Origin of the sequence: Thermoleophilum album (assembly GCF_028867705.1) — a bacterium.
Taxonomy (GTDB): domain Bacteria; phylum Actinomycetota; class Thermoleophilia; order Solirubrobacterales; family Thermoleophilaceae; genus Thermoleophilum.
The window spans coordinates 2,078,408-2,102,655 of the sequence record NZ_CP066171.1; the positions used below are offsets into that span (position 1 = coordinate 2,078,408).

General features: G+C 68.2%; 26 protein-coding genes and 1 tRNA gene. 6 read left to right on the forward strand and 21 right to left on the reverse strand.

The features are described 5' to 3' along the window. Positions 1 to 10 precede the first annotated feature (10 nt). From dnaB to JDY09_RS09730, 3 genes are all read left to right on the forward strand, one after another. Positions 11 to 1,399: a replicative DNA helicase gene (gene dnaB / locus JDY09_RS09720; protein ID WP_274716731.1), complete on the forward strand. Its 1,389-nt coding sequence runs from the start codon at positions 11 to 13 to the stop codon at positions 1,397 to 1,399. 82 nt (positions 1,400 to 1,481) lie between these two features. Next, positions 1,482 to 2,390, forward strand: coding sequence for an ATP-binding protein (locus JDY09_RS09725; protein ID WP_274716732.1), 909 nt, complete (start codon positions 1,482 to 1,484; stop codon positions 2,388 to 2,390). Between the two features lie 36 nt (positions 2,391 to 2,426). After that, positions 2,427 to 3,731: an adenylosuccinate synthase gene (locus tag JDY09_RS09730; RefSeq protein ID WP_274716733.1), complete on the forward strand. Its 1,305-nt coding sequence runs from the start codon at positions 2,427 to 2,429 to the stop codon at positions 3,729 to 3,731. Here JDY09_RS09730 and JDY09_RS09735 read toward each other — a convergent pair whose 3' ends face one another. The 9 genes from JDY09_RS09735 to dcd all read right to left on the reverse strand — a co-directional run bounded on the left by JDY09_RS09735 (position 3,732) and on the right by dcd (position 10,426). Further along, complete coding sequence (locus JDY09_RS09735; protein WP_274716734.1) at positions 3,732 to 4,442, reverse strand: acyltransferase; 711 nt, start codon at positions 4,440 to 4,442, stop codon at positions 3,732 to 3,734. It abuts the gene before it with no gap. Further along, complete coding sequence (locus tag JDY09_RS09740; RefSeq protein ID WP_274716735.1) at positions 4,439 to 5,509, reverse strand: Gfo/Idh/MocA family protein; 1,071 nt, start codon at positions 5,507 to 5,509, stop codon at positions 4,439 to 4,441. Before JDY09_RS09740 ends, JDY09_RS09735 begins: the two co-directional genes overlap by 4 nt. Beyond that, positions 5,506 to 6,753: a nucleotide sugar dehydrogenase gene (locus JDY09_RS09745; RefSeq protein WP_274716736.1), complete on the reverse strand. Its 1,248-nt coding sequence runs from the start codon at positions 6,751 to 6,753 to the stop codon at positions 5,506 to 5,508. Before JDY09_RS09745 ends, JDY09_RS09740 begins: the two co-directional genes overlap by 4 nt. Next, a complete protein-coding gene (gene wecB / locus JDY09_RS09750; RefSeq protein ID WP_274716737.1) occupies positions 6,750 to 7,847 on the reverse strand; it encodes a non-hydrolyzing UDP-N-acetylglucosamine 2-epimerase in 1,098 nt (365 codons plus the stop codon). Before wecB ends, JDY09_RS09745 begins: the two co-directional genes overlap by 4 nt. After that, on the reverse strand, positions 7,844 to 8,659 hold the full coding sequence (locus JDY09_RS09755; RefSeq protein ID WP_274716738.1) for an aminotransferase class IV: 816 nt from the start codon (positions 8,657 to 8,659) through the stop codon (positions 7,844 to 7,846). The genes wecB and JDY09_RS09755 overlap by 4 nt, the downstream gene beginning before the upstream one ends. A 21-nt stretch (positions 8,660 to 8,680) precedes the next feature. Beyond that, positions 8,681 to 8,753 (reverse strand) — tRNA-Lys (locus JDY09_RS09760). A 35-nt stretch (positions 8,754 to 8,788) separates the two neighbouring features. Beyond that, positions 8,789 to 9,160, reverse strand: a complete 372-nt coding sequence (locus JDY09_RS09765; protein ID WP_274716739.1) for an STAS domain-containing protein — start codon at positions 9,158 to 9,160, stop codon at positions 8,789 to 8,791. A gap of 26 nt (positions 9,161 to 9,186) precedes the next feature. Further along, positions 9,187 to 9,831 (reverse strand): hypothetical protein, encoded by a 645-nt coding sequence (locus JDY09_RS09770; protein WP_274716740.1) that lies wholly within the window; start codon positions 9,829 to 9,831, stop codon positions 9,187 to 9,189. Between the two features lie 10 nt (positions 9,832 to 9,841). Then, positions 9,842 to 10,426 carry a dCTP deaminase gene (dcd, locus tag JDY09_RS09775; RefSeq protein WP_274716741.1) on the reverse strand — a complete coding sequence of 195 codons (585 nt, stop codon included), beginning with the start codon at positions 10,424 to 10,426 and terminating at the stop codon, positions 9,842 to 9,844. Positions 10,427 to 10,562: 136 nt separating this feature from the next. Here dcd and JDY09_RS09780 point away from each other — a divergent pair, with 136 nt between their 5' ends. Further along, positions 10,563 to 10,973 (forward strand): hypothetical protein, encoded by a 411-nt coding sequence (locus JDY09_RS09780; protein WP_274716742.1) that lies wholly within the window; start codon positions 10,563 to 10,565, stop codon positions 10,971 to 10,973. A gap of 57 nt (positions 10,974 to 11,030) precedes the next feature. Here the strand turns inward: JDY09_RS09780 and JDY09_RS09785 are convergent, their stop codons facing one another. Genes JDY09_RS09785 through JDY09_RS09805 form a run of 5 tightly spaced genes read right to left on the reverse strand, consistent with a single transcriptional unit; the run spans position 11,031 to position 15,072 of the window. Continuing rightward, complete coding sequence (locus tag JDY09_RS09785) at positions 11,031 to 12,149, reverse strand: polyprenyl synthetase family protein (RefSeq protein ID WP_274716743.1); 1,119 nt, start codon at positions 12,147 to 12,149, stop codon at positions 11,031 to 11,033. Continuing rightward, positions 12,146 to 12,853, reverse strand: coding sequence for a bifunctional demethylmenaquinone methyltransferase/2-methoxy-6-polyprenyl-1,4-benzoquinol methylase UbiE (gene ubiE, locus JDY09_RS09790; RefSeq protein ID WP_274716744.1), 708 nt, complete (start codon positions 12,851 to 12,853; stop codon positions 12,146 to 12,148). Before ubiE ends, JDY09_RS09785 begins: the two co-directional genes overlap by 4 nt. A gap of 5 nt (positions 12,854 to 12,858) precedes the next feature. After that, positions 12,859 to 13,578 (reverse strand): menaquinol-cytochrome c reductase cytochrome b/c subunit, encoded by a 720-nt coding sequence (locus tag JDY09_RS09795; RefSeq protein ID WP_274716745.1) that lies wholly within the window; start codon positions 13,576 to 13,578, stop codon positions 12,859 to 12,861. Positions 13,579 to 13,597: 19 nt separating this feature from the next. Then, positions 13,598 to 14,410 (reverse strand): cytochrome b, encoded by an 813-nt coding sequence (locus JDY09_RS09800; protein WP_274716746.1) that lies wholly within the window; start codon positions 14,408 to 14,410, stop codon positions 13,598 to 13,600. Next, positions 14,407 to 15,072 (reverse strand): ubiquinol-cytochrome c reductase iron-sulfur subunit, encoded by a 666-nt coding sequence (locus JDY09_RS09805; protein ID WP_274716747.1) that lies wholly within the window; start codon positions 15,070 to 15,072, stop codon positions 14,407 to 14,409. Before JDY09_RS09805 ends, JDY09_RS09800 begins: the two co-directional genes overlap by 4 nt. A 194-nt stretch (positions 15,073 to 15,266) precedes the next feature. Here JDY09_RS09805 and JDY09_RS09810 point away from each other — a divergent pair, with 194 nt between their 5' ends. After that, on the forward strand, positions 15,267 to 15,710 hold the full coding sequence (locus tag JDY09_RS09810) for a hypothetical protein (RefSeq protein WP_274716748.1): 444 nt from the start codon (positions 15,267 to 15,269) through the stop codon (positions 15,708 to 15,710). A gap of 14 nt (positions 15,711 to 15,724) precedes the next feature. Here JDY09_RS09810 and hemL read toward each other — a convergent pair whose 3' ends face one another. From hemL to JDY09_RS09835, 5 genes are read right to left on the reverse strand one after another with little or no spacing between them, the layout of a single operon-like run. Continuing rightward, positions 15,725 to 17,038, reverse strand: a complete 1,314-nt coding sequence (gene hemL / locus JDY09_RS09815) for a glutamate-1-semialdehyde 2,1-aminomutase (RefSeq protein WP_274716749.1) — start codon at positions 17,036 to 17,038, stop codon at positions 15,725 to 15,727. Further along, positions 17,035 to 18,114 carry a hypothetical protein gene (locus JDY09_RS09820; protein ID WP_274716750.1) on the reverse strand — a complete coding sequence of 360 codons (1,080 nt, stop codon included), beginning with the start codon at positions 18,112 to 18,114 and terminating at the stop codon, positions 17,035 to 17,037. The genes hemL and JDY09_RS09820 overlap by 4 nt, the downstream gene beginning before the upstream one ends. Next, the gene (gene hemB / locus JDY09_RS09825; RefSeq protein ID WP_274716751.1) at positions 18,102 to 19,073 is read right to left on the reverse strand and encodes a porphobilinogen synthase; all 972 of its coding nucleotides are present in this window, start codon (positions 19,071 to 19,073) and stop codon (positions 18,102 to 18,104) included. Before hemB ends, JDY09_RS09820 begins: the two co-directional genes overlap by 13 nt. Positions 19,074 to 19,086: 13 nt before the next feature. Then, the gene (locus JDY09_RS09830) at positions 19,087 to 20,424 is read right to left on the reverse strand and encodes an ABC transporter permease (RefSeq protein ID WP_274716752.1); all 1,338 of its coding nucleotides are present in this window, start codon (positions 20,422 to 20,424) and stop codon (positions 19,087 to 19,089) included. 14 nt (positions 20,425 to 20,438) lie between these two features. Further along, a complete protein-coding gene (locus tag JDY09_RS09835; RefSeq protein ID WP_274716753.1) occupies positions 20,439 to 21,182 on the reverse strand; it encodes an ABC transporter ATP-binding protein in 744 nt (247 codons plus the stop codon). 59 nt (positions 21,183 to 21,241) lie between these two features. Between JDY09_RS09835 and JDY09_RS09840 the strand changes: the two genes are divergently transcribed. Continuing rightward, positions 21,242 to 22,024: a TIGR00282 family metallophosphoesterase gene (locus JDY09_RS09840; protein ID WP_274716754.1), complete on the forward strand. Its 783-nt coding sequence runs from the start codon at positions 21,242 to 21,244 to the stop codon at positions 22,022 to 22,024. Here JDY09_RS09840 and JDY09_RS09845 read toward each other — a convergent pair. Both JDY09_RS09845 and JDY09_RS09850 read right to left on the reverse strand, forming a co-directional pair. Beyond that, positions 21,946 to 23,706, reverse strand: coding sequence for a glycosyltransferase 87 family protein (locus JDY09_RS09845; protein WP_274716755.1), 1,761 nt, complete (start codon positions 23,704 to 23,706; stop codon positions 21,946 to 21,948). The genes JDY09_RS09840 and JDY09_RS09845 overlap by 79 nt on opposite strands. Further along, complete coding sequence (locus JDY09_RS09850) at positions 23,682 to 24,239, reverse strand: GtrA family protein (RefSeq protein WP_274716756.1); 558 nt, start codon at positions 24,237 to 24,239, stop codon at positions 23,682 to 23,684. Before JDY09_RS09850 ends, JDY09_RS09845 begins: the two co-directional genes overlap by 25 nt. Positions 24,240 to 24,248: the final 9 nt, after the last annotated feature.

Consider the following 24,248-nt stretch of genomic DNA (forward strand, 5'->3'; position numbering starts at 1 on the left):
GCCCCAAGCGATGGGCGCCACCGGCGCTAGCCCCGAGCCGACGAGCGTAGCGCCGCCCCACAACGTCGAGGCCGAGGCGTCGCTGCTGGGGACGATTCTCCTCAGCGATCAAGCCCTCGACGCGGTGCTGCTCGATGTCGGGCTTCGTGCCGACGACTTCTACCGCCCCCGCCACCAGCTCATCTTCCGGGCCATGATCCGCCTCAAGGAGCGGGCGGAGCCCGAGGCCGTCAACACGGTCACAGTCTGCGACGACCTGCGCCGCAATGGGGAGCTCGAGCGCGCCGGCGGCGAGGAGTACGTGCAGTCGCTACCCACCGTAGTGCCGTCACTGGGTGCCTTCCTCGACTACGCGCGCATCGTCAAGGAGCACGCCCAGTTGCGTCGCCTGCTCGATGCCGCGCAAGAGATCGAGCGGCGCGTGCTCGCCGAGCCGGGCGACCCGCGGGAACTGATCGCTTGGGCAGAGAACGCCCTGTTCCGCATCGGGCACGACGAGGGCCGCGGCGAGATGCGCTCGCTCGAGGACGTCCTCCACGAGGAGGTCGACAAGCTCGAGGAGCTCTCGCGCAAGGGGCTCCACCTCACCGGCGTCCCGTCGGGGTTCTCGGATATCGACGACCTCACCGGCGGTTTCCAGCCCGGCAACCTGATCGTTCTCGCCGCGCGGCCGTCGATGGGCAAGTCAGCTCTTGCTACCAACATCGCTGAGAACGCCGCCGTCGACGCTGGCGTGCCGGTGGCGTTGTTCTCGCTCGAGATGTCCGAGACCGAGCTCGCCCACCGCTTCATCGCGTCGCGCGCGCGCTTGTCGAGCGACGAGCTGCGTAAAGGACGGGTGAAGAGCGACCGCTGGCCGAAGGTGTTGCGCGCGGTCGAGCAGCTCGCGCGCGCTCCGCTGTTCATCGACGACTCGAGCGACATAAGCGTGCTCGAGATCCGCGCCAAAGCACGTCGTCTCAAGGCTCGCCACGGACTCGGCCTGGTGATCGTCGACTACCTGCAGCTCGTTCGACCCGACACCACCGCCGACAGCCGCGTCGAACAGGTCGGACGCATAAGCCGCGGGTTGAAGATCCTCGCGCGCGAGCTGGAGGTGCCGGTGATCGCCGTCTCGCAGCTGTCACGCGCGGTGGAGTCGCGCAACCCGCCGATCCCGATGCTGTCGGATCTGCGCGAGTCGGGACAGGTCGAGCAGGACGCCGACCTCGTGATGTTCATCTACCGCGACGAGTACTACAACGCCGAATCCGAGCGTCCCGGCGAGGCCGACGTGATCATCGCCAAGCACCGCAACGGCCCGATCGGCGAGGTCACGCTCACGTTCCTCCCGAAGTACCCGCGCTTCGCGAACCTCTATCGGGAGCCGGCCTCGAGCCCAGTCGAGGTGGAGGTCTGATGCGAATCCACCCGAAGCGGCCGACGCTGCAGGCCGCCACGACTCCCGATCGTCGACCGATCAGAGCGCTGCAGGCGATGGAATGCCGATGACCGTCGACTGGTTTCGACAGCCGCGCACACGGGACAACGAGCCGGAACGCTGTCCGTTCGGGCGCTGCGACGGCAGCGGCTGGATCCTCGCCGACGACAGCCACGACGCGCGCCCCTGCGCGTGCCGTGAGCGGCTGATCGCGCGCAGCGCCGCGCGCGCGCTCGGAACGACCGTTCCGCGCCGCTTTCGCGGGCTCGATTTCCATCGCCGCCCGATCGCCGATCTCGACCCGACGATCGTCGAGTACGTACGCGAATACTGCGAGCGGATCGACGAAAACCTCGACGAGGGTCGCGGACTTTGGTTCCACGGCGACGTCGGCACCGGCAAGACGTCGCTGGCGATGCTTGTCGCGATGAAAGCCGAGCGCGCCGGTCGTTCGGTGGCGGTCTACTCCGTGCCCCAACTTTTGGCGCGGATCCGCCAGACGTTCGACGGCGCAGGCACAACGTACCTCGAGCTCTTCCGGCGTCTCTGCGAGGTCGATCTCTTGGTGCTCGACGATCTCGGCGCCGAGCGGCAAACCGAGTGGGTGCTGGAACAGCTCTACTCGCTCGTCAACGAACGTTGGCAGAACCGGCGGGCGATCGTGGTCACAACCAATCAGCCCGACAGGCCGCCCGACGGCCCGCTCGAAGACCTACGCGCAGCGGTCGCGGCGGTGCGCGAAAACGCGCGCGACGCGCTGGCCGGCGACGCTCTGCTGGAGGCGGCCGAGCGGCTCGAGCGGATATGCGAGCGCCTCGAGGCGCTCGACCTCGCCGACGACATGCTCACACGCTTGCGCGCACAGGTGGGCAGGCGCACGGTCTCGCGCCTGGTCGAGATCTGCGGCGACCCCTTGCCGATGCAGGGACCGGATATGCGCATCCGCCTCCTCGCCCGCGCTGACTCCTGAGCTTCGTCGGCTGCGAGCCCGTACACTGGCGGCGCAATGCCGAGCTTGGTGATCGTCGGCGCCCAGTGGGGAGACGAAGGCAAGGGCAAGGTCACCGACCTTCTCGCCGAACGCGCGGACATGGTCGTGCGCTTCCAGGGCGGCAACAACGCCGGCCACACGATCGTGCGCGACGGCGAGGTATTCAAGTTCCACCTGATCCCGTCGGGAATCCTCTATCCGGGAACTTTGTGCCTGATCGGGAACGGTGTGGTGATCGACCCGCGCGTGCTGATCGAGGAGATCGACGGGTTGCGCCGACGCGGGATCGACATCACCGGTCTGCGGGTGTCGGCCAACGCCCACCTGATCATGCCCTACCACCGGCTGCTCGACCAGGCTGGAGAAGCGCGGCTCGGCAAGTACCAGATCGGCACGACGCGGCGTGGCATCGGGCCTTGCTACGCGGACAAGGCGGCGCGACTCGGCATCCGCGTCCAGGACCTGCTCGACGAAAAGATCCTCAAACAGAAGATCGTCGCCGCCATGGAGCCCAAGCGCCTGATGCTGCGCCCCTACGCGAAAAACCCGGAGCTCGACCTACACACGATGGTCGAGGAGTACCGCGCCTTCGGCCATCGGCTTGAGCCTTACATCGCCGACACCCCGCCGCTGATCTGGCGGGCGCTCGACGAGGGCAAGCGCGTGATTTTCGAGGGTGCGCAGGGCACGATGCTCGACATCGACCACGGCACGTACCCGTTCGTCACTTCGTCGAACCCGGTCGCTGGAGCCGCCTGCGTGGGCGCCGGCGTCGGGCCGCGCGCGATCGACGAGGTGTGGGGGGTCGCCAAGGCGTACTGCACGCGCGTCGGCGCCGGTCCCTTTCCAACCGAGCTCGACGACGACCTCGGCGAACGCTTGCGCGACAGCGGTGGCGAGTTCGGCACCACCACCGGCCGACCGCGGAGAACGGGCTGGTTGGACCTTGTCGCGCTGCGCTTCGCCGCTCGCATCAACGGCCTGAGCGGGCTTGTGCTGACGAAGCTCGATGTGCTGACCGGGATCGATCCGCTCTATGTCGCCACCGCTTACCGCGGTCCCGACGGGGCACGTTTCGACACTTTCCCCTACCACCAGTCGGTGGTGCACAAGGCGCGGGGCGAGCTCGTGGAGCTCGAAGGCTGGCACGAAGACATCAGCGGTGCGCGCTCGCTCGACGACCTACCGCGAGCGGCACGCACCTACGTCTCGTTCGTCGAGCAGCACGTCGGTGTGCCTGTGGTGATGGTCGGTGTCGGACCGGGGCGCGAGCAGATGATCTGGACCGGCGCGGCCGAGCGCGTCGCCGCCGTGGTCTAGTCACCGCGCGCGAACGCGGGCGGGAGCGCCGACGACCAGCTCGCCGGGCGGAACATCGCGGGTCACCACGGCTCCGGCGGCCACGAACGCGTCCTCGCCCACTGTCACGCCTGGTAGCAAGACTGCGCCCGCTCCGATGCGCGCGCCGCGGCGAACGAGCGGACCGCGTAACGGCTCGCCTGGCGGGCGGCGCCCGGCAGTGCGGTCGTTCGTGAACGTCACCCCGGGACCGATGAAAACGTCGTCCTCGATGACTGCGGTCGCAGCGAGGTAGCAGTTGCTCTGCACGCGCACGCGTGCTCCGATGACGACGTCGCAGTCGACTGCGCTGCCCCGGCCCACAACTGTTCCGTCGCCGATCCGTGCGCGCTCGCGGACGTGCGCCTGGTCGCCGATTACACAGCCGGCGCCGATCGTCGCGCTCTGCACCACTACGGCGCCGGCGCCCACCACTGTGCCTGCGCCCACGCGGGTGCGGCTAGGAACCTCGCCGCGGTTCCGTGACCGCTGCCCGAGGGCGACCGGTTTGCCGATCGTCGCGCCGTCTTGGACGACGACACGATCGCCGAGTTCGACACCAGCGTGAACGACCGCGAACGGCCCGATCTCGCAACTCGCACCGAGGCGGGCACGGGGGTCGACGAACCGCGGCGGCTCGGCCGGGTCACCGCCCGCGCCGACTCGGTCTGCGAACGGCTCGGGAGGGCTCATCCTTGGACGTCGAACGTCGGCCGCGCCTCGGCAAGCGGCAACCCGCCCGCAGCCGCTGCGTTAGCGCGAGAGTCGAGCGAACGCTGCAGCGCCTCGAGCACGCGTACGACGCGCAGACCGGAGTGCTCATCGGAGCGCGGACGCCTACCTGTGGCGATGCACTCGACGAAATGGCGGCACTCGATTCGTAGCGGTTCCTCGTTCGATACGCGCGGACTCCAGATGTCGCCGCTGCGAGCGATGTACTCGCCGTAGCTTTCGAACTCTTGGTCGAAACCTTTGTCGTAAACGGTGACCTTGCGCTCCAGCTCCATGTCGTCGAACGTGGCCATGCGCTGGGCACCGACGACCGTCAATCGCCTTTGCTTGTGGGGATCGAGCCAGGAAAGATGCAGGTGCGCCGCTACGCCCGACGGGAAGCGCAGGTAACAGAACACGACGTCTTCGATTTCGTCGCGGACGAAGCTCTCGCCGACCGCGTAGCACTCGCAGGGCTCCTCGCCGACGATCGCTAGCGCCACCGACACGTCGTGCGGACCGAGCGACCAGAGCACGTTTTCGTCGGAGCGCAGTTTCCCGAGGTTGGTGCGCTGGCTGTAGAGGTAGCGAAGTGCCCCCAGTTGCCCCTCGCGCACGAGTTCCGCAAGCTTGATGACACCCGGGTGGTACTCGAGCAGATGGCCGACCATCACGATGCGCTTCGCCGCCGCCGCCGCCGCGACCACCTGCTCGCAGGAAGCAAGATCGTGAGCGAGCGGTTTTTCAACGAAACAGTGTTTGCCGGCAGCCAGAGCGCGCAGCGCGAGCGGGGCGTGTGTCGGCACCGGCGTGGCGATGGCGATGGCGTCGAGGGAGTCGTCGGCCAGCAGTTCCTCGATGCCGGTGGTGGCGCGCGCGCTCGGAAAGTGGCGGTGCCAGCGCTCGAGTCGACTCGCGTCGGCGTCGCACAGCCAACGCAGCACGCACCCGGGAAGCGCGGCGAAGTTGCGCGCAAGACCGGGCCCCCAGTGACCGAGCCCGACAACGCCGACCGCGACCGGGCGCTCTGTCGTGTGGGTCGCCGTCACAGGCGAACGAGGTTGGCGGCTTTCACGCCGCGGGTGACGCCACGGAAGTCGACGACGAGCGGCGCCTCGCGTAGAACGCGCTCGACATCGAGCCCGGGGTGGGCCGTCACGATCGCGGCTGCATCGATGCCTGCGAGACCCTGCTCGAGCGGTTGCGACCAGAGTTCGAACTCGGGGAGCTCAGGCACCAAGTCGTCGTGATAGGCGAGCTCGGCCCCGCGATCGCGCAGGATGCGCATGATTTTGAGCGCCGGCGACTCGCGCAGATCCCCCACACCAGCCTTGTACGACACGCCGATGATCAGGATCCGCGATCCGCGGATCGGTTTGCCGTGATCGTTGAGCGCTCGCGCGATTCGCTCGACGCAGAAGTAGGGCATGCGCTGGTTGACCTCTCCCGCCAGCTCGACAAACTCGGTCTGGAGGTCGAACTCGCGCGCACGCCAGGCGAGATAGAAGGGGTCGACCGGCAAGCAGTGCCCGCCCATACCCGGTCCCGGTTCGAAACGCATGAAGCCGTAAGGCTTCGTGCTGGCTGCGTCGACCACCTCCCAAATGTCGATCCCCATGCGGTCGCAGAGGATCGCTAGCTCGTTGACGAGGGCGATGTTGACGGAGCGGAAGATGTTCTCGAGCAGCTTCGTCAGCTCCGCTACTTCGAGGCTCGAGACCGGAACCACCCGCTCGCAGAAGGTGCTGTAAAAGGCAACGGCGCGGTCGCGACAAGCCTCGGTCAGACCACCGACGACCTTGGGCGTGTTGCGGATCGTGTAGTCGGAGCGACCCGGGTCGACACGCTCGGGCGAGTACGCCACCGAGACGTCGCTGCCGCAAGCGAGCCCCGACTCTTCGAGCAGCGGCACCAACCATTCGCGGGTCGTGCCGGGATAGGTGGTGGACTCCAGAACAACAAGCTGACCCTGGCGGAGCACTCCCGCCAGTGAGCGTGCAGCAGCAGTGAGGTGGCCAAGGTCCGGCTCGCGGTTGCGCGTAAGCGGCGTGGGTACGGCGATCGCGACGGTGTCGCACCCAGCCAACGCGTCGTAGCGCGTGGTGACGCGCAACCGGTCGCGGCAGGCGTGCAGGCGCTCGCTCGGCACGTCGACGACGTGGCTCTCGCCGCGGGCGAGACGCTCGACCACACGTTGGTCGATGTCGACACCGACGACGTCGTGCCCTGCCTCGGCCACCGCGACAGCCAGCGGCAAACCGACGTAGCCGAGTCCGACGATGCCGACGCTCATTGGGCGCCAGTGTAAGTGCAGACAACCTGGCATACGCGCTCGCCGGCACGTCCGCCGCCGAACAGCTCCGGTCGGTGGGGGGGCGGCGTCCGGGCAAGGGCGGCGAGAGCGCGATCGCGGTCGAGGTCGACAAGCACGTTCCAACCGCTCTCCACGGTCTCGACCCACTCGGTGCGGTCGCGCAGCGTGATGCACGGTGTCGCGAGGAGGTACGCCTCCTTCTGCACGCCACCGGAGTCGGTCACAACGGCACAGGCGTTCCGTAACAAACGCACGAAGTCAAGGTAACCGAGCGGCTTTTCGATGCGAACGTGCGGCGCTCGTTCGAGACGCTCGAAAAGGTCGCTCGCGAGGAGTCGCTGGCGGGTACGCGGGTGTAGCGGCAGCAGCGTGGTCAGGGGCAGTGCCTCGATCAGCTCGACGAGGCGCAGTAGGCGTTGGTGGTCGTCAACGTTGCCGGCCCGGTGTGCGGTAACGAGGAGGTATCCACCCGGCTCGAGCTGGCGCTCCTCCAGCGCTCGCGAACGGCGCTCCGCGACCTCGGCGCCGGCGAGAAGCACATCGGCCATCACGTCGCCCACGAGGTGGACGCCATGCTCGATGCCCTCGCGAGCCAAGTTCGCTACGGCGGTCTCGGTGGGGCAAAGCAGCAGGTCGCTCACGTGGTCGGTAAGAACACGGTTGGTCTCTTCGGGCATCGTGCGGTCGAAGGAGCGCATTCCCGCCTCGACGTGGGCAGTAGGCACCCCCGCCGCACGTGCCGCTAGCGCCCCCGCGAGGGTGGTGTTCGTGTCGCCGTAGACGAGCACGAGCGCCGGGCGGCGCTCGCGCAGCAGCGCCTCGAGCGGCGGCAACATCCGTGCGAGCTGCTCGAGGTTGCTGCCACCGCCAGCTTTGAGGCGCAGATCGGGTGTCGGCAGGTCGAGCTCCTCGAAGAAAACGTCCGACAGCTCGCGGTCGTAGTGCTGGCCGGTGTGCACGAGAAACTCGTCGAGGTGCTCGCGCAGCCGGCGCGACACGGCGGCTGCTTTCACGAACTGGGGCCGGTTGCCGACGATCGTGACAACCAGCGGCCGCCGCGTAGCGCTGCTCACGCCGCGAGCTCGCTCGCGATCCGCTTGGACAACAGCTCCGCTGCGCGCCGCGTGAGCTCGCCGGGCGCTGGGAAGACGGTGTCCTCGATCGCCGAAACGGCCTGGACTTCGCGCGTGGTCGAGGCGAGGAATGCTTCCCGCCCGCTCGCTAGCTCGTCGCGCGTGATTGGTCGCTCGACCACGTCGAGGAGAGCGAGCAGACGATCGCGCGTTATCGACGCGAGGATGTGCTCGTCGAGTGGCGGGGTGCACAGGCGCCCGTCACTATCGACCCAGAAGAAGGAGGCCGTGGGCGCCTCGAGCACGCGTCCGTGGGGCGTCACCAAGAGCGCCTCGTCGAAGCCGCGCTCGCGCGCCAGGCGCCCGGCGAGCATGTTCGCCGCGTACGACAGCGACTTGACGCCGTCGAGGATCCGCGGCGGCGCGTACGTGACGAGCGCCAGACGGACGGCTGCCGGGCGCGGCTCGATCGGTTCGGTCAAGAGAAGCTCGTGGCCACCTCGGGTGATCACGATCCGCAGCGCCCCGTCGAACCCGCCAGCGTCGCGTTGCTCAAGCAGGGCGTCGATGCGCGCGGTGATGCGATCGCGGTCGAAGGCGGAGGCGAGGCGGAGGTTCTCCAGCGAGCGGCGGAGGCGATCGAGGTGGTCGCCGAGCGCGAAGGGACGACCGCGATACACGCGCACGACCTCGAAGGCTCCGTCGCCGCGCAAAAGACCGTCGTCGGTCGCCGGCACGGTCGCATCGGCCGCCGGGACGATGCGCCCATCGACGCTGGCGAGCTCGCCTGTCCAGTCGACTCCCTGCGACACAGCGGGCAACCTAGCGTGAAATGGGCCGTGCAGGACTCGAACCTGCAACCTTGGGATTAAGAGTCCCCTGCTCTACCAATTGAGCTAACGGCCCGCGCGCGATTCTAGACGCGCGGCAGCTTAGCCCGCCTACGAGGCTGTCTCGGCGACCGCCGCGAGCGCCTCGGCACGCGTCCGGTAGATCGGGAAGACGCGATCGAGACCGGTGATCTCGAAGATCTTGAGGATGTTGGCGTCGCTGCAGACAAGCGCCAGTGCGCCGCCCAGCGGTCGCAAGCGCTTGACGCCTCCGACGAGCACACCCAGCGTCGTCGAGTCGATGAACGTGGTTCGAGACAGGTCGACGACCAGCCGCCGCTTGCCCTGGTCGATGAGCGCGACGAGACGGTCCTTGAACTCTGGGGCCGTGTAGAGATCGACCTCCCCCGCCAGCTCGATCACGTGCGTGACATCGTCGATCTCGTGATCGGCTATCTCGAAGTTGACGCTAGCACCCTCCATGCCACCTCCCTTTCGCTGTTGCAACACTACTGCGAGCGTCGCAACTGGCGAAAAGCGCGCAGGTTTTGGCGCACCTGCTCGCGCTCGGCGCCCTTGGCACGGGCGAGCGCTTGGCGTGACGCAAGCTCGAACGTGCGGTCGTCGCGTGCGAGGGCTGCGTAGTAGGCAACACGCACGTAATCGGCAGCAGCGCCCCGCGCTTCCGCCAACAGCAGCGCAGCTTGCTTGGCTTCGGCCGGGCGGTTCAAGCCCGTGGGGTCGAAGATCTGCGTCGCGAAGTTCGCGAGCGCGGGATCTACGCGACCACGTTCCGCACGCAGGTAGCGGCGCCAGTAGCCGGCAGCCTTTCTGAGATCGTCGCGCGCCTCGGCAGTGAAGCCGCCGGCCGCGTTCGACGGGGTCTTTTCGGACGCGAGCTGGAAGTAGTCGCGCACCAGCTGCCCGAGAACGACAGGATTGCGCGGGTCACGCTGCAGACGCTCTTCGTTGCGCTCGATCCGCTGCTCGGCAGGGTTGCCGCTACTCGCGCCGCCGCGGAACGCGTCGAACAGGCCGCCGCTCAGATCGCTGCCGACCCCGAAAAGAACGAGGCCCCCGCCCATCAAGAGCGCGAGCGAGAGGTAGATCGCCTGGATCAGCCGGCGGCGCTTGCCGCGCAGGTCGAACAGCATCTGTCGAAGGCTAGCCGGCCTCTGCGCGGCCGCGATCGAAGTTCAGGTAGTAGCGGCTCGGCGTGGGCTCGGCCTGGCCCTGGTATTTGGAGCCAACCTCGGCGGAACCGTAAGGCCGCTCGACAGGGCGATCCATACGCATGAACGAGAGCTGGCCGATCGGCATTCCCTGGTAGATGGTGATCGGGAGATTCGCGACGTTCGAGAGTTCGAGCGTCAGGTGGCCCGAGAAACCGCAGTCGACGAAGCCCGCTGTCGAGTGGATGAGCAAACCGAGGCGTCCGAGCGAACTCTTACCTTCCAGGCGGGCGACGAGGTCGTTGGGGAGCGTCACCCGCTCGAGCGTTTGAGCGAGGACGAATTCACCGGGGTGGAGGATGAACGGCTCGTCACCGTCCACCTCGACCAGTTCGGTCAGGTCGTCCATCGGCGAGCGCACGTCGATGTAGGGGTAGCGGGCATTGTGGAAGACGCGGAAGCGACGATCGACGCGAACGTCGACGCTCGACGGTTGGATCATCGACTCGTCGAACGGTTCGATCACTATCCGTCCCGCCGCGATCTCGGCGCGAATCGTGCCGTCGCTGAGGACCATCGGCGCGAGTGTACGGGAGCGACGCGAGCGAGGTGAAGTTCGCCCGGCCGAGTGTGCGGGGGGCCGGGTGGACGGGCGGTCAGCTCTTCGCTGCTGCGCTCAAGGCGCGTCCGGCAGCGCCGATAGCTGAGGTGAGATGGCTCGCGGCAGGGAAAAGCGGGACGAGCGGCACGAGATCAAGCACGTGATCCTGCCGAGCGGCAAAGCGGTCGAGGTCGTTTACTTCCGCAGCAAGGGCGGCAACGGCGCGGAAGACCGAGCGCTCCATATCTGCATCGGTTGCGGCAGCCACCTCGTCCAGCCGATCGAGTGGGAGGAGAGCGGACCCGAGCACTGGCGTGTGCTGCTGTGGTGCCCGAATTGCCATCTGCACCGCGAGGGAGTTTTCAGCCAAGCAGCGGTCGAGGAGCTCGACTCCGAGCTTGAGGCGGGCGCGGAGCAGATCTACCGCGACTACCGTCGGATGGTGCGCGCGAACATGGCCGAGGAAGCGGACCGTTTCGCCGAGGCGCTAGCGCGCGATCTGATTCTGCCCGAGGACTTCTAAGCCACGACCGTTCCCACGGCGTGCGCGGTGGCGCGCTCGTTACGGGCCAGGATCGGGCTATCCGGAGCGCTCGACCACGCCGCGGGCGATGAGGTGCAAAAGCTCGCGCGCGTGTGACGAGAGGGAAAGCTCGTCGAGAGCCGCGAAGGCGTCGGCCAGTTGCTTCTCGGCCTCGGCGCGCGTTTCCTCGACGGCGCCGGTAGCGACCACCGCCGCGCACACCTCCGCCACCAGCTCCTGCACGGCCTCGTCGCGGCCATCGTCACGGGCGCGATCCGGGTGTCGAGCAGGAGCGAGGGCGCGCACCGTACGGGCGAGTGCGGCGTCGCGGTCGAGCGCGATGATCAGCGGGAGGGTCACGACGCCCTCGAGCAAGTCGCCCGCGCGGCGCTTGCCGGTAACTGCGGACTCGCCCACGAAATCGAGCAGGTCGTCAAGCAGCTGGAACGCCACCCCGAGACCGCGGCCGAAGCGGCCGAGGGGTTCCGCCCACCCGGGAGCGCCGGCGAGAGTGGCGCCGATCGCGCAGGCCGCCTCGAAGAGGCTCGCGGTCTTCAGCCGGCAACGCTCGAGATAGCGCTCGCGCCCGACGCGCAGGTTGCCGAGGTCGGCGCGTTGCAGGAGCTCTCCAGTGACAAGATCGCTGGCAGCACGACTCAGATAGCGGACGGATTGCGCGTTGCCTGTCGAAACGAGCTCGCGAAAAGCGCGTGCGAAGATCAGGTCGCCGAGGAGTACCGCGAATTCGCGTCCATAGGCAGCGAACACGCTCTCTCGCCCTCGCCTGAGGGGCGCGCGGTCGAGGACGTCGTCATGGACGAGCGTCGCGGTGTGAAGAAGCTCGACCGCGACCCCTGCTGCAACGAGCGGATCGAGTCGGCCGGCCTGTGCCGAGCCGTGTCGCGTGGCCGGAAGAACCGCAGGACGAGTGGACGGAGCGCCGGCCCCAGGGTCAGTTTGGCGAGGTGCCGAGCGGGCCACGTCGGCGGCGACAAGCAGCAAGAGCGGGCGCAAGCGTTTGCCGCCCGCGGCAACGGTCAAGCGGAAGGCCGGCCCGAGGGGCGGCTGCTCCGCGGTCGCCAGGTCGGCGAGCCGCTGCTCGACAGAGGCGAGCAGTTCGCGCACCTGTGGGCCAGCCTGGTCGAGAACGGCACCGACGGTCGCCTGGGAGGTCAAGGACGCACTCCGTAGTGGATCGCGATCATGCCCCGCGCGGTCTCGATCCAGCGCACCTGCGCGAGTCCAGTCGCGGCAAGACGTGCGGCCAGTTCGGGCGGTGGCGGAAAGCGTCGGACCGAGGAAGGAAGGTAGGAGTAAGCGTCGCGATCGCCCGCTACACGACCGAGAAGCGGCACGAGACGTTCGAACCAGAGGCTGTGCACCACGTGGCCGAGCCCCTTGCGCGGCCGCGAGATCTCGAGGATCACGACGCGTCCGCCGGGGCGCACTACCCGTACGAGCTCGGCGAGGCCCCGGTCGAGGTCGGCGAAGTTGCGAACGCCGAAAGCGACGGTGACCGCGTCGAACTCGCTATCCGGGAACGGCAGGTCGAGCGCATTTCCTTCGCGCCAGTCGATCGCGTCGCTTTTACCGCGCGCGACCGCGAGCATCTCCGGCGAGAAGTCAAGACCGACGACCCGTCCGGTCGGCCCGACACGCCGCGCCAGCGCCAGCGCGAGATCGCCGGTTCCCGTGGCCACGTCCAAGACAGCCGATCCTGGCCGGACCGCGGCGAGATCGGCGGCCCGCTCGCGCCAACGGGCGTCCAAGCCAGCGGTCATCACACGATTCATGAGGTCGTAGACGCGCGCGATGCGGTCGAACATCGACCGCACCTCGCCCTCGGGAAGACGGCCGGCGCCGGAGCGCGGGCTTGCCAAGCCGCCTACTCCTTCTTCGACTTGAGCGAGGCTACGAACTTGACGAGCTCGTTGAACTCTTCCGGCTTGCGATCGCGCAGGCTCTTGAACGATGGCATCGGTGCCGTCGGGTTGACGAGCGTGCGGGCGATCGCGTTGGGACCGAGACGGTCGCCGATGTGGGTCAGGTCCGGACCGAGGGTGTTGCCGTTCTCGCCCACCTTGTGACAGCCGAGGCAGCCCGACGCAGCCATCACCTCGGCGCCGCGCTTGTACTGGGGCGCCACCTTCATGTCGATCTCGGTCGGCGAGCCGGCGAGCGCACCGAGCACCGTGAGGTACGCCATCGCCGCGATCGTCACGACCCCCGCCGTGGTGGCGATCGGGCGGCGGAGCGGGTGGCGCTCGGGGTTGCGGTCGATGAACGGAAGCAAAAACAGCAGGATCATGCAGATCGTCGGGATGCCCACGGTCGCGACGAAAACGAGCTCCGGGGGCTTAACGATCCGAAGAAGCTCGAACAGGAAGAAGAAGTACCACTCGGGTCGCGGCACGTAGGTGGTGGTAGTGGCGTCGGCCTTGGGCCCGAGCTCGGCGCCGAGCATCAGCGACATGAAGATGATCACGGCGAGCACGATGCACGCCATGACTCCGTCCTTCGCCACCGCATAGGGGAAGAACGGTTTGCCCTGCTCCTTGAGGAGGGCGTATTCCTTGAGGTACTGCTCGCGCTCGCGCCGGTTCACTTCCGTCGAACTCCGGTGTTCACAGCTCGCGCTTGGCGAGTTCCTTCTTTTTCGCCTTGACCCAGGGCGGAGCCGTCGTGCCGAGCTTCGCGACAAGGTACAGATGGACACCGATCAGCGCGGCGATAAGGCCCGGGATCAGCATCATGTGGATCGCGTAGAAGCGGCTGAGCGTGCTCGCGTTGAACTCCGCACCGGCACGCAGGAAGTCTGCAAGGTAGGGCCCGAGGATCGGCCCGGAAGCGTTGATGTTGACGCCGACGACAGTGGCCCAGTAAGAGCGCTGGTCGAAGGGCAGAAGGTATCCGGTGAAGCCCATCGCCATGGTCAAGATCAAGAGCACGACGCCCACGATCCAGTTCAGCTCGCGCGGGTACTTGTAGGCACCGAAGAAGAAGGTGCGGCCCATGTGCAGGAAGATCAGCACGATCATCACCGTCGCACCCCAGCGGTGCATGCCGCGCACGAACTCGCCGAGGAAAACCTCGTTGGTGATGCGCGACGCCGACTCGTACGCCCGCGAGGGATCGGGCTCGTAGTACATCGCAAGGAAGACGCCCGTCACGGCCTGCGACAGGAAGGCGAACATCGTCGCGGAGCCGAGCGTGTAGAACCAGTTGGTGCCCTTCGGGACCTTGCGGAAGAGGAACCCTCGCAGGAAGGGGCTAAGACCTACGCGCTCCTCCACCCAAGAGGTGACGCCCACGCCTGCCTTGCGCGCCTGGTCGGGGATGGTCGGGCGCGCCGGGCGACCCTGATCGTCGACCAGCTCGTCGGGGCGCGGCGGCGCCGGCCGGGCGAACTTGGGCAGTGGCGGTGTCGGAGCTTTCATATCGTGGGTCTCGACGGGTAGAGGTACTGCCAGAGCCCGTCCAGGTGGTTGGACGGGTCGCGCGGCGAGAAACGCTCGAGCTTCGAGTTCAGCGAGAAGCGGTCGCCGACCTCGACGCGTCCGTTGCGCACGCGCGTGTAGAAGCGGTCGAGCGGTCGCACCGGCGGCCCACCGAACACTTTGCCCTGGAAGTCGTAGACGCCGCCGTGGCAGGGGCAGATGAAGCGCTGCGACGCCGAGACGTAACGGACGGGGCAACCGAGGTGCATGCAGCGGTTAGAGATCGCGACATAGGGCTGGTCGGAGTTCGCCTCGCCGTCGATGCGCGGGTTGTAGCGGCGAACGTAGATCGTGGTGCGGCCAGCCTCGCCGATCTCCGGAACGATGTTGATGACGCGCGGGACGTAGTCGCTGTCGTTGAAATCTTCCTCGGGACCGATGTCCTGCCAGCGACTCGGCTCGGTGCGCTCGAAGATCGGCCCCAGAGCGAACCCGAGCGTGGGCAGAGCGAAGGCAGCGGTCGCGATACCACCGGCGGCGACAGCGGTACCCGTCATGAAAGCGCGCCGGGTGACCGTCTCGCCTTCGAAAGCCCCGGGGATCCCGCGGTCCTTGGTGTAGCGGGACTTGCGCTGGGAAGTCTTGCTGGTGCGGTCGGACACGCTCGCGGAGGTTTGTAACGCTGGTCGCGATCGACTCTCAACTTTGTACCGGCCGCTACTTGACGCCGGGATCTGGCGACGCCGAGCTGCGACTGGCGCCCGCGCAGCCTACCTGAAGCGCAGCCGATCGCGCTCTGTCAGCGTGGTCCGCCGCGGGCCGACAGTAGCTGCGTAGCGGTAGCAGCGAAGAGAGCGTGCAGGTCGCACTCGCCACGACCAACGGCTCGACCGTGTGCCGCTTCAGCGATGCACGCCGCGAGCCTGTCGATCGCCTCAAGGTCGCGATTTTCCGCCAGCTCGCTCAAGGCCTGCGCGTACAGCGCATCGCCAGCAAGCAACGCGAGGTCCGCGTTGAGCGAGCGAGCGAAAACGCGCGAAATCCCCGCGTGTACGCGATGCCCTTCGTACACCGCCTCGACAGCGCGCGGACGCAGCGGAACAGGTCGGTCGTCGCTGGCACCCGCGCGCTGTGCCGCCCCACAGATGCAGTCGCCACCGCCAGCGACCATGCTGCGTTCCTTGTCGCCACCTTCGCCCGAAACGGACGGGCGGGTGGACTGTTCCTGGTGCTCGGGCTCGAGCGGCCGCGCACCGAGATCCACCAGCTCGCGCGGCAGGCTCTGTACCACTTCCGCTAGAGCACCACAGAGCGTCACCGACTAGCCCCCGAGTAGACGTTATCGTGCACCGCTTGGAGCGCCGTGCGCGCCGCAGCGAGCGTGCGCTCGACGTGTGACTGCTCGTGGGCGAGCGAGGGAAACCACGCCTCGAACCGCGACGGTGGCACGAAGATTCCTTGGTCGAGCAGCGAGCGAGCGAAGACGGCGTACGCCTCGGCGCTGGTGGCGCTGACGTCGGCAAAGTCGTGCACCGGACCGGCGGTGAAGAAGGGACAGACGAGACCCGGCGCCGCGGTCACCGTCAAAGGCACACCCACCTCTTCGCCGAGTGCGCGCAGACCGTCGGCGAGCGACGACGAGATGCGCTCGAGGTGTGCGCGTGCGGCGCTGTCGCGCGCCAACTCGACAGCTATCCGCCCGGCGGCGGTGGCCAGCGGATTGCCCGACAGCGTGCCCGCTTGGTAGACGTCGCCGCTCGGAGCGAGCGCTTCCATCGCTCGCCGCGGCCCGCCGAACGCGGCCAACGGCAGGCCGCCCCCGATCACCTTCCCGAGCACGGTGAGATCGGGCGTCACCCCCTCGCGCTCCTGTGCCCCTCCCGGGGCGACGCGGAAGCCGGTTATCACCTCGTCGAAGACGAGCAGCGCCCCCACCTCGTCGGCGCGCTCGCGCAGATAAGCGAGGAAGCCCTCGCTCGGGGGCACGAAACCCATGTTGGCCGGATACGGCTCGCAGAAAATCGCCGCGAAATCGCCGCTTGCGAGCGCTTCGTCGACCGCGGTGCGATCGTTCCAGGCGACCACCACCGTGTCGGCAACGGCGCCCTCGGGCACGCCCGGGCTTGCCGGAATGCCGTGTGTCGCAAGGCCCGACCCGGCTGCAACCAGGAAGGGGTCGGCGTGGCCATGGTAGGCGCCGGCGAACTTGAGCACCCGCGTCTTGCCGGTCACAGCGCGCGCCAAGCGCAGCGCGCTCATCGCCGCCTCGGTGCCCGAGGAGACGAAGCGCACCATCTCGACCGACGGTACGGAGTCGACGACAAGCCGGGCGAGCTCGAGCTCTCCCCGGGTAGGCGCGCCGTAGCTGGTGCCGCTTGCCGCCCGCGCCGTCACGGCCGCGACGATGTCGGGGTGGGCGTGACCGGCCAGCAGCGCACCCCACGACATCACCCAGTCGACGTAACGGTTGCCGTCGACGTCGACGAGCTCGGCACCCTCGCCGCGCGCGACGACGAACGGCTCGCGACCGATCTGCCCCATCGCCCGTACCGGGGAACTCACGCCTCCCGGCATGTACTGGCGGGACTCGGCGAACAGTTCGTGCGAGCGTCGGGCGCGGCGACTCATCCGCCGTAGCGCTCCTCCCAACGGCGATAGTCGTCGACGAAGTAGAGAAGGCGGACCTTCTTGAACTCGGTCGACGAGTAGAGGGTCGCCCGCTCTTCGATCCCCGTTTCGCGAGCGACAGCCGCAAGGATCGCGTCGCACTCCTCCTTCGAGCGCCCGTGCGCCATCGTGAAGAGCGAGTAGGGCCAGTCCGGATAGGTAGGCCGCTGGTAGCAGTGCGATATGCCACGGAAGGCGGCCATCTTCGGGCCGACCTCAAGCACCCGCTCCTCGGGAACCTTCCAGACACCCATCCCGTTCGCCGAAAACCCCGCGCGGCGGTGGTAGAGAATCGCCGCTACTCGGCGCAGCGCGCCGCGCTCGCGCAGCGAGGCGAGCGACGCGAGCACCTCGTCGGTGCCGACACCGAGCCGGGCGGCGGCGCGGTCGAAGGGGCGCGGGCAAGCTTCCATCGGACCCTGTGTCGCGCGGATCACCGCGATGTCCCAGTCGCTGAGCGGCACTGGCTCGGGATCGCGTGGCTCGACGGCCTCGACCGGGGCGGCCAGACCGTCGGTGGTCGCCTCCATCTCGAGGTCCATCCGGATTTTGAAGAGGCGCAGCGTCGGCAGCATCCGCATCGAGCGGGCACCGCTGAGGCGCGCGAGCACGTCGAGCGTCCCCTCCAGACCGAGCGCAGAGTCGGGCTCGACGGCGATCGTGAACCAGAGGTTGAACTCGTGGTCGCGGAGATAGTTGTGCGAGACCCCGGGATGCTCGTTGATCACCCGTGCGGCTCGGTGCGGATGCTCGGGATCCACCTTGGCGGCGACGAGCATCGAGCGGTACCCGAGCGCTCGCGTGTCGAAGATCGGCGTGATCTCGCGGATGATGCGCTTGCGCAAAAGCCAGGCCGTGCGGTCGATGACATCCTCCTCGCTACGCCCGAGCGCGGCCGCGAGCGGCGCGAACGGTCGCTCCTCAAGGGGGAAACTGCCCTGCAGCAGGTTGAGCAGCCGCCGGTCTTCGGCACTGAGCGGGACTGCCGCGCCGTATTTGCGCGAGCGCACCTTCGGTCTAGCTCTCAGCCGAGCCACTCGGCGACCTCCTGGGCGAAGTAGGTGACGACGATGTCGGCGCCGGCACGCCTGATTGCAAGCAACGCCTCGAGCACCGCCGCACGCTCGTCGAGGGCGCCCGCCTGTGCCGCGTATTTCAGCATCGCGTACTCGCCGCTGACGTTGTAGGCGGCGACGGGAACCTCGACGCTCGCGCGTACGCGCGCGATTACGTCAAGGTAAGGGAGGGCCGGTTTCACCATCACGACGTCGGCCCCCTCCTCGATATCCAAAGCCACTTCTCGCAGCGCTTCGCGCGCGTTCGCGGGATCGAGCTGGTAGCCGCGACGATCGCCGAACGCCGGTGCCGAGTCGGCAGCAGCGCGGAAGGGTCCGTAGAAGGCGGACGCGAACTTGGCGGCGTAAGAGACGATCGCGCGCTCGGCGAACCCTTCCTCGTCGAGCACGCCGCGTATCGCAGCGACGCGACCGTCCATCATGTCGCTCGGGGCTACGGCGTCCGCACCGGCGCGGGCGTGCGACACCGCGGTGCGCGCCAAAAGTTCGAGCGTCGCATCGTTGTCGACGCTGCCGTCAGCGCGGAGCACTCCGCAGTGGCCGTGCGTGGTGTACTGACAGAGGCAAACGTCGGTGACGACGACGAGCTCGGGTAGCTCGCTTTTCAAAGCGCGCACCGCGAGCTGAACGACTCCCTCGTCGTCCCACGCCGCTGAACCCTGGTCGTCTTTCCAAGGGGGAATACCGAAGAGAAGCACGGCGCGCACGCCGAGCTCGTGCGCGCGCCGCGCCGCTGCCACAGCTTCACCGATCGGCAAGCGTTCGACCCCTGGCATGCCGTCCACGCTTTCGCGCGCGCTGCCGGTGTGAACGAACAACGGCAGCACGAGGTGGCCAGGTGCGAGATCCGTCTCGCGGACCAGGTCTCGTAGCCCCGCGCTCCGACGAAGCCGGCGCAGGCGCGTCGCCGGAAAGCCCATCGCGAGAAGCAGTTTACGGACCGGCGGCGCCCGGCTGTGCCAGGGCGAAGCGCGCGAGCGCTCCATAGGCGAGGGCGAGCGCGGCAAGATGAAGCAGCGCGCCCTCCGCCAGCGCCCCGCGCAGGCCTTGCTCGAGCGCATCGAGCGCGGGTGCGAAGGGGAAGAGCGCAGCGAGAACGCGCGTCAGCTCCCACAGGGCACGATCGACTGCGCCGGACGGGACAAGCGCGAGCAGCGCGAGCGGGAGGCCAGCTAGTACGGCCAGAAGCGACGAGGCGCGAACGTCGCGGGCGACCGCCCCGATCACGAGCCCCACGGCACCGAACGCCGCCGCGGCGACAACCAGCCCAAGCCCCCACCAGGGAACCCCGGCGGGCACACCCGGCACGAAAAGCGCGACGATCAAGACCAACAGCGTCCCGCCCACAAGTCCGGCGAGCGCCGAGAGGAGCGCTTTGGCCGCGAGTATCCGTTCGATCGCGAGGTGCCGGCGCAAGCGCAGCAGCACGCCCTCCTCGCGCTCGAGCGCTAGGCCACCAGCCGCGAGCAGCATCGCCACGAACATCACGGCTATCGCCACCGCTACGGCGACGGCGAACTCGTCGAGGGAGCGCTGTCTACCCGCGACCACCCGTTCGCGCAGGGCGATCGGCTCGCTGAGAGCGCGCAAAAGACCGCCCGACGCCCCGAGGTTGCGACGGGCGAGCTCGGCAAAACCGGCGACACGCTCGATACGGGCGCGCGTCTCGCCGCTCGCATTGCGGGCAGCTAGGCGCAGTTCGCGCTCCGAACCGCGCAAGCCAAGGATCTCGATCGTTCGTCCGAAGATCGTCACTTTGCCGCCGTCGAGCACCAGGCCGAGATCGCGGATCGCGGCGTCGACGAGCGCCCGACCGATCGCCGCGTTGGCATCGCGCAGGCGCGCCTTGATCGTGTCGCGCACGAACCGTGCCTTGACGGGATCGTCGGCGTTGTAGAACACGGTTACGGAAACCGGTTGGAGACGCGATTGCAAGCGGTCGACGACGTCAGGCGGTACGACGATCGCGGCGAGAACCTCGCCCTCGCGCACAAGGCGTGCAGCGTCCTGCTCGTCCTGCGCCGGCACGACGTCGATCGACTGGCGCAGGGCGCGCGTCGCGGTGGGAATATCGAGCTCGCGGCTGCCGATCGCGATCTTCTGCTGCTCGGGCGGCAGCGGATCGACGATCGCGATCCGCGGTTTGTCCGGGCCCCGCGAGAGCGCGAAGCCGATCAAGAGCGCGAGCAGCACCGGGTAGAAGACGAGCAGCGCGACAAGAAGCTTCGAGCGCCCCAGAATCAGCACGTCCTTGCGCACCAGCGCCCGCATCGTGGCCGGCAGTGTCAGTGTCCTTTCGTGCGCAAGAAGCGCACGAACGCCTCTTCGAAGTCGAGCCCTTGCGCTCCCACAGCCGCTGCTAGCGCGTCCGGCGAACCGGCGAAGACGAGCTCGCCGTCGGCGAGGACCAGCACCCGATCGGCGTAGCGCTCCGCTTCCTGCACGAGATGGGTGGTGTAGAGGATCGCCGTTCCGGCTGCCGCCAAGCGGGTGAGGATCGACCAGAAGTTCTCGCGTTGGCGCGGGTCGAGCGCCGTCGTCGGCTCGTCGAGCAAGAGCAGCTCGGGATCGCCAAGCAACCCGACCGCCAGGTTGGTGCGCTGGCGCAAGCCGCCGGAAAGCTCCTCGACGCGGTCGTGCGCGCGCTCGACGAGGTCGCAAGCCGACAGCGCCGCGTCGACCCGTCGCGCGACGTCGTCGAGGCGCTCGAGCCGCGCGAACGTCTCGAGGTTCTCGCGCACCGTCAGACGCGCGTACAGGCCGGGTCGCTGCGGCACCCAACCGATCCGCTCGACATGCCGCTCGACAATGCCGCCGTCAGCGTCGACGATCCCCGCAAGGATCGACAGCAATGTCGTCTTGCCGGCACCGTTAGGTCCGATGACAGCGACCAGTTCGCCCCGCCCGATCGTCAGCCCGACATCGGCAAGCGCCCGGCGAGTACCGAAGCGCTTCTCGAGGGCGCGAGCCTCGAGGACGGTCACCGCCGGCGACGAGACGGTGGGGGGCGAGGCGGCGGGTTGCTGCATTCCCCGACATACTGACGAAGCGGCCTCACCGTCGCAATCGCTGTCGGTGGTAGCGATCGATGCGGATCCTGTTCATCGGTGACATCGTCGGAAGTTGCGGTCGTCGCTGCGTGCGCGAGCTGGTACCAGCACTGCGCAGCGAGTTTGCTGTCGACGTGGTCGTGGCGAACGCTGAGAACGCTGCTGCGGGCCTTGGCATCACCGAGCGCACGGCGCGCGAACTGTTCGAGGCCGGTTGCGACGCCTTGACACTCGGCAATCACGCCTTCCGACGCGCGGAGAGCTACCCCTATTTGGATCGCGAGGAACGGATAGCGCGACCGGCCAACTTCCCTCTCTCGAGCCCGGGGCGTGGCTATTCGCTCGTCGAGGCCGCGGGTCGCCGGCTTGCGGTTGTCAATCTCTGTGGAACCGTCTTCCTCGAGTGCACGAACTCGCCGTTCGTCACGGTAGACCAGCTGCTCGCTTCCCTCGAGCGCCAGCGTGTCGACCACGTGCTCGTCGACTTCCACGCCGAAGCCACGAGCGAGAAGATCGCCTTCGGCTGGTACGTCGACGGACGGGTAACAGCGTGCGTCGGCACCCACACGCACGTCCAGACCGCCGACGAACGCGTACTGCCCGGTGGTACGGCCTACATCACCGACGTCGGGATGACCGGCGGCCACGGCGGTGTGATCGGCGTGCGTCGCGACGCAGCGCTGGAGCGCTTCCTACGAATGACCTACGCACGCTTCGAACCCACCGATGAGGATCCGCGCCTTCACGGTGTTCTGATCGACGCCGACGGCGATGGTCGCGCACGGGCGATCGAACGGGTGTCGCGAGCGCTGAGCGCCTGACGCTCGTCGCCAGCGACGATCGCTGCGTCGTCCGGCTGCCGCTGCACTCGGAGGAACACGGCCACAAGCCAAACCGGCAAGAACCACACGACGTACAGGTAGAACCAGTAACCACCGGCCATCTGCGCTGCCACGATCGCGAGCGTCACAGCGGCCGCTGCTTGCCCCGCGTCGCGCCGGCGCGGCCGGAAAGCGAAGGCGAGTGCGACCGCGACGGCGACCGCTGCGACCACCCAGCGCACGGGCTCGAGGCGCGACTCTTGCCCGTAGATGCTGAACGGCGTCATGCGACCGCTCTGGTAACCCAACGTGCGCTGCCAGAACTCGGCGAGCCCGCCGTCGGGGAGCAGGACGGCAAGCGGTAGTGCGAAAGCGCCGAGCGCCACAGCGGTTGCGACCGGCAATGCGAGGGCGCGGCGCCGGCCGTCGCCGGCGGCGAGGATCGGCAATGCGATCGCGGGCACGAACTTCGCGGCGGCCGCGAGACCCACGAACCAGCCGCGCCAGGCCGCTGCGGCGAGCGGTCGCCGTCCGGTAAATCCGAGCAGGGCCAACGCCAACAGCGCTGCGACGAGCCCATCGTTGCTGTTCGACTGAACGACGAAGGCGGCGTACGGGCAGGCAGCCCACGCCCACGCGAGGGCGGCGGCACGCTCGCGCCCGAGCCGGCCCGGAGCGCTGCGCAAGCCGACAAACAAGAGGGCGAGCATCGCAATCAGGTCGAAGGTCAGCGCCGCCGCATGTGCGGCAGGCAACTCGTCCCACTGCCCGCTCCAGGGCAGAAGCTGCTCGAACGGCACGTAGGCGACGTAGGTGAAGGGACCGTAGGTGTCGCCATGGTCGACGTTGGGCGCGAGGTCGCTGCCGTACACCTCGCTTCCGTCGACAAGACGGTCCGCGCCCACCACGCTCGCGTACCCGACGTCGATGACGTTGGAGTCGACGACGTTGAGGGCTACGCGGAAGGCCACGAGAGCAAGGGCTCCGAGAGCGACGGCGCCAAGCGGCAGGTGCGGCACGAGCGGGCCCCTCGGCGACCCGCGGCCAACAGCTAGCCACAGGGCGCGCGCCGCTATCCACGCCAGTGGGATGTATGCGAGCGGAACCGACAAGCCGATCTCGCCACGGTTGAAGAAGAAGTGCGAAACCCCGAACGCGAGCACCGCTAACAGGTCGAAATGCAGCGCTCGGAAGGGCCGCCGCAGGTCGAAGAACGGGAGCAGGAAGAGCACGCACAGCGGCAGCCACACGTACGGTGCGTTCACGACACGCCCGAACGCACCCGGATAGCCGCGCGCCATCGACCACGCCACCTGGTAGCCCGTCCACTGTTCGAGCACCCGCCCACTGCGGTCATCGATGTGGACCTGGGCGACCTCGCGCCCGGAGTCGAAGAACCCGACCTGCCAGCGCCGGTCGCCCGACATGTAGGCGGCACCCGCGAGCTGACGGTGGCGCCCGGCGCTCTGCTTGCGCACAGCGTCGCTACGGCGTGCGATCGTGATCGCGCGCTCGGCCGACAGGCGCCAACCTGGCGGTGGGCGGTCGAAACTACTTGGCGCGGTGAGCGCTGCTCCCGCCGATGCCGGAGCCACGCAAGCCAGAGCGGCCACCCAAAACAGGCCGGCAAGCAAGGCCCAGGCGACGTAGCGGCTGACTAGCGACGCGCCGCGAAGCTCCACATCTTGTTCCCCACGAAATTGAGGGGGGTGGCGGTGACGATCGCGAGCGCCTGCGCCGGTAGCTCGGCTAAGCCCACCCCTGCCACGAGGAGCTCGAGGACCGCCGCGGCGAACAGGAAGGCGACGACACTGACGAGCAAAAAGCGTGGCGCCTGAAAAGCGGGCCGCCCGTCGCGGGCACGAAAGGTCCAGTGGCGGTTCCAGAAAAAGTTGTTCGTCAACGCGCAGACGAAGGCGACGGTGGCGGCGGCAAGGTAGTGCAGCCCGAGAGCGTGTATGGCGAGCGCGAAGACGGTCAGGTTGACGGCGTATCCCGAGGCGCCGACGACACAAAACTTGACTAGCTGCACCCAGTTGTGCGGCCTGCGCACACCCGCTCGAACGCGACCGGCGTAGGTGCCGATGCGCACCGCGCTAGCCCTCAAACGAGCCGTCGCGGCGCCTCCGTAAAGCGGACGACTCTCGCCCCCGGCGCGCTCGCCCGTCGGCGCCAGATCGCCGAGGCCGCCGTCGCCTGCGCGCTGAAGCTGCATCGCGTCGAA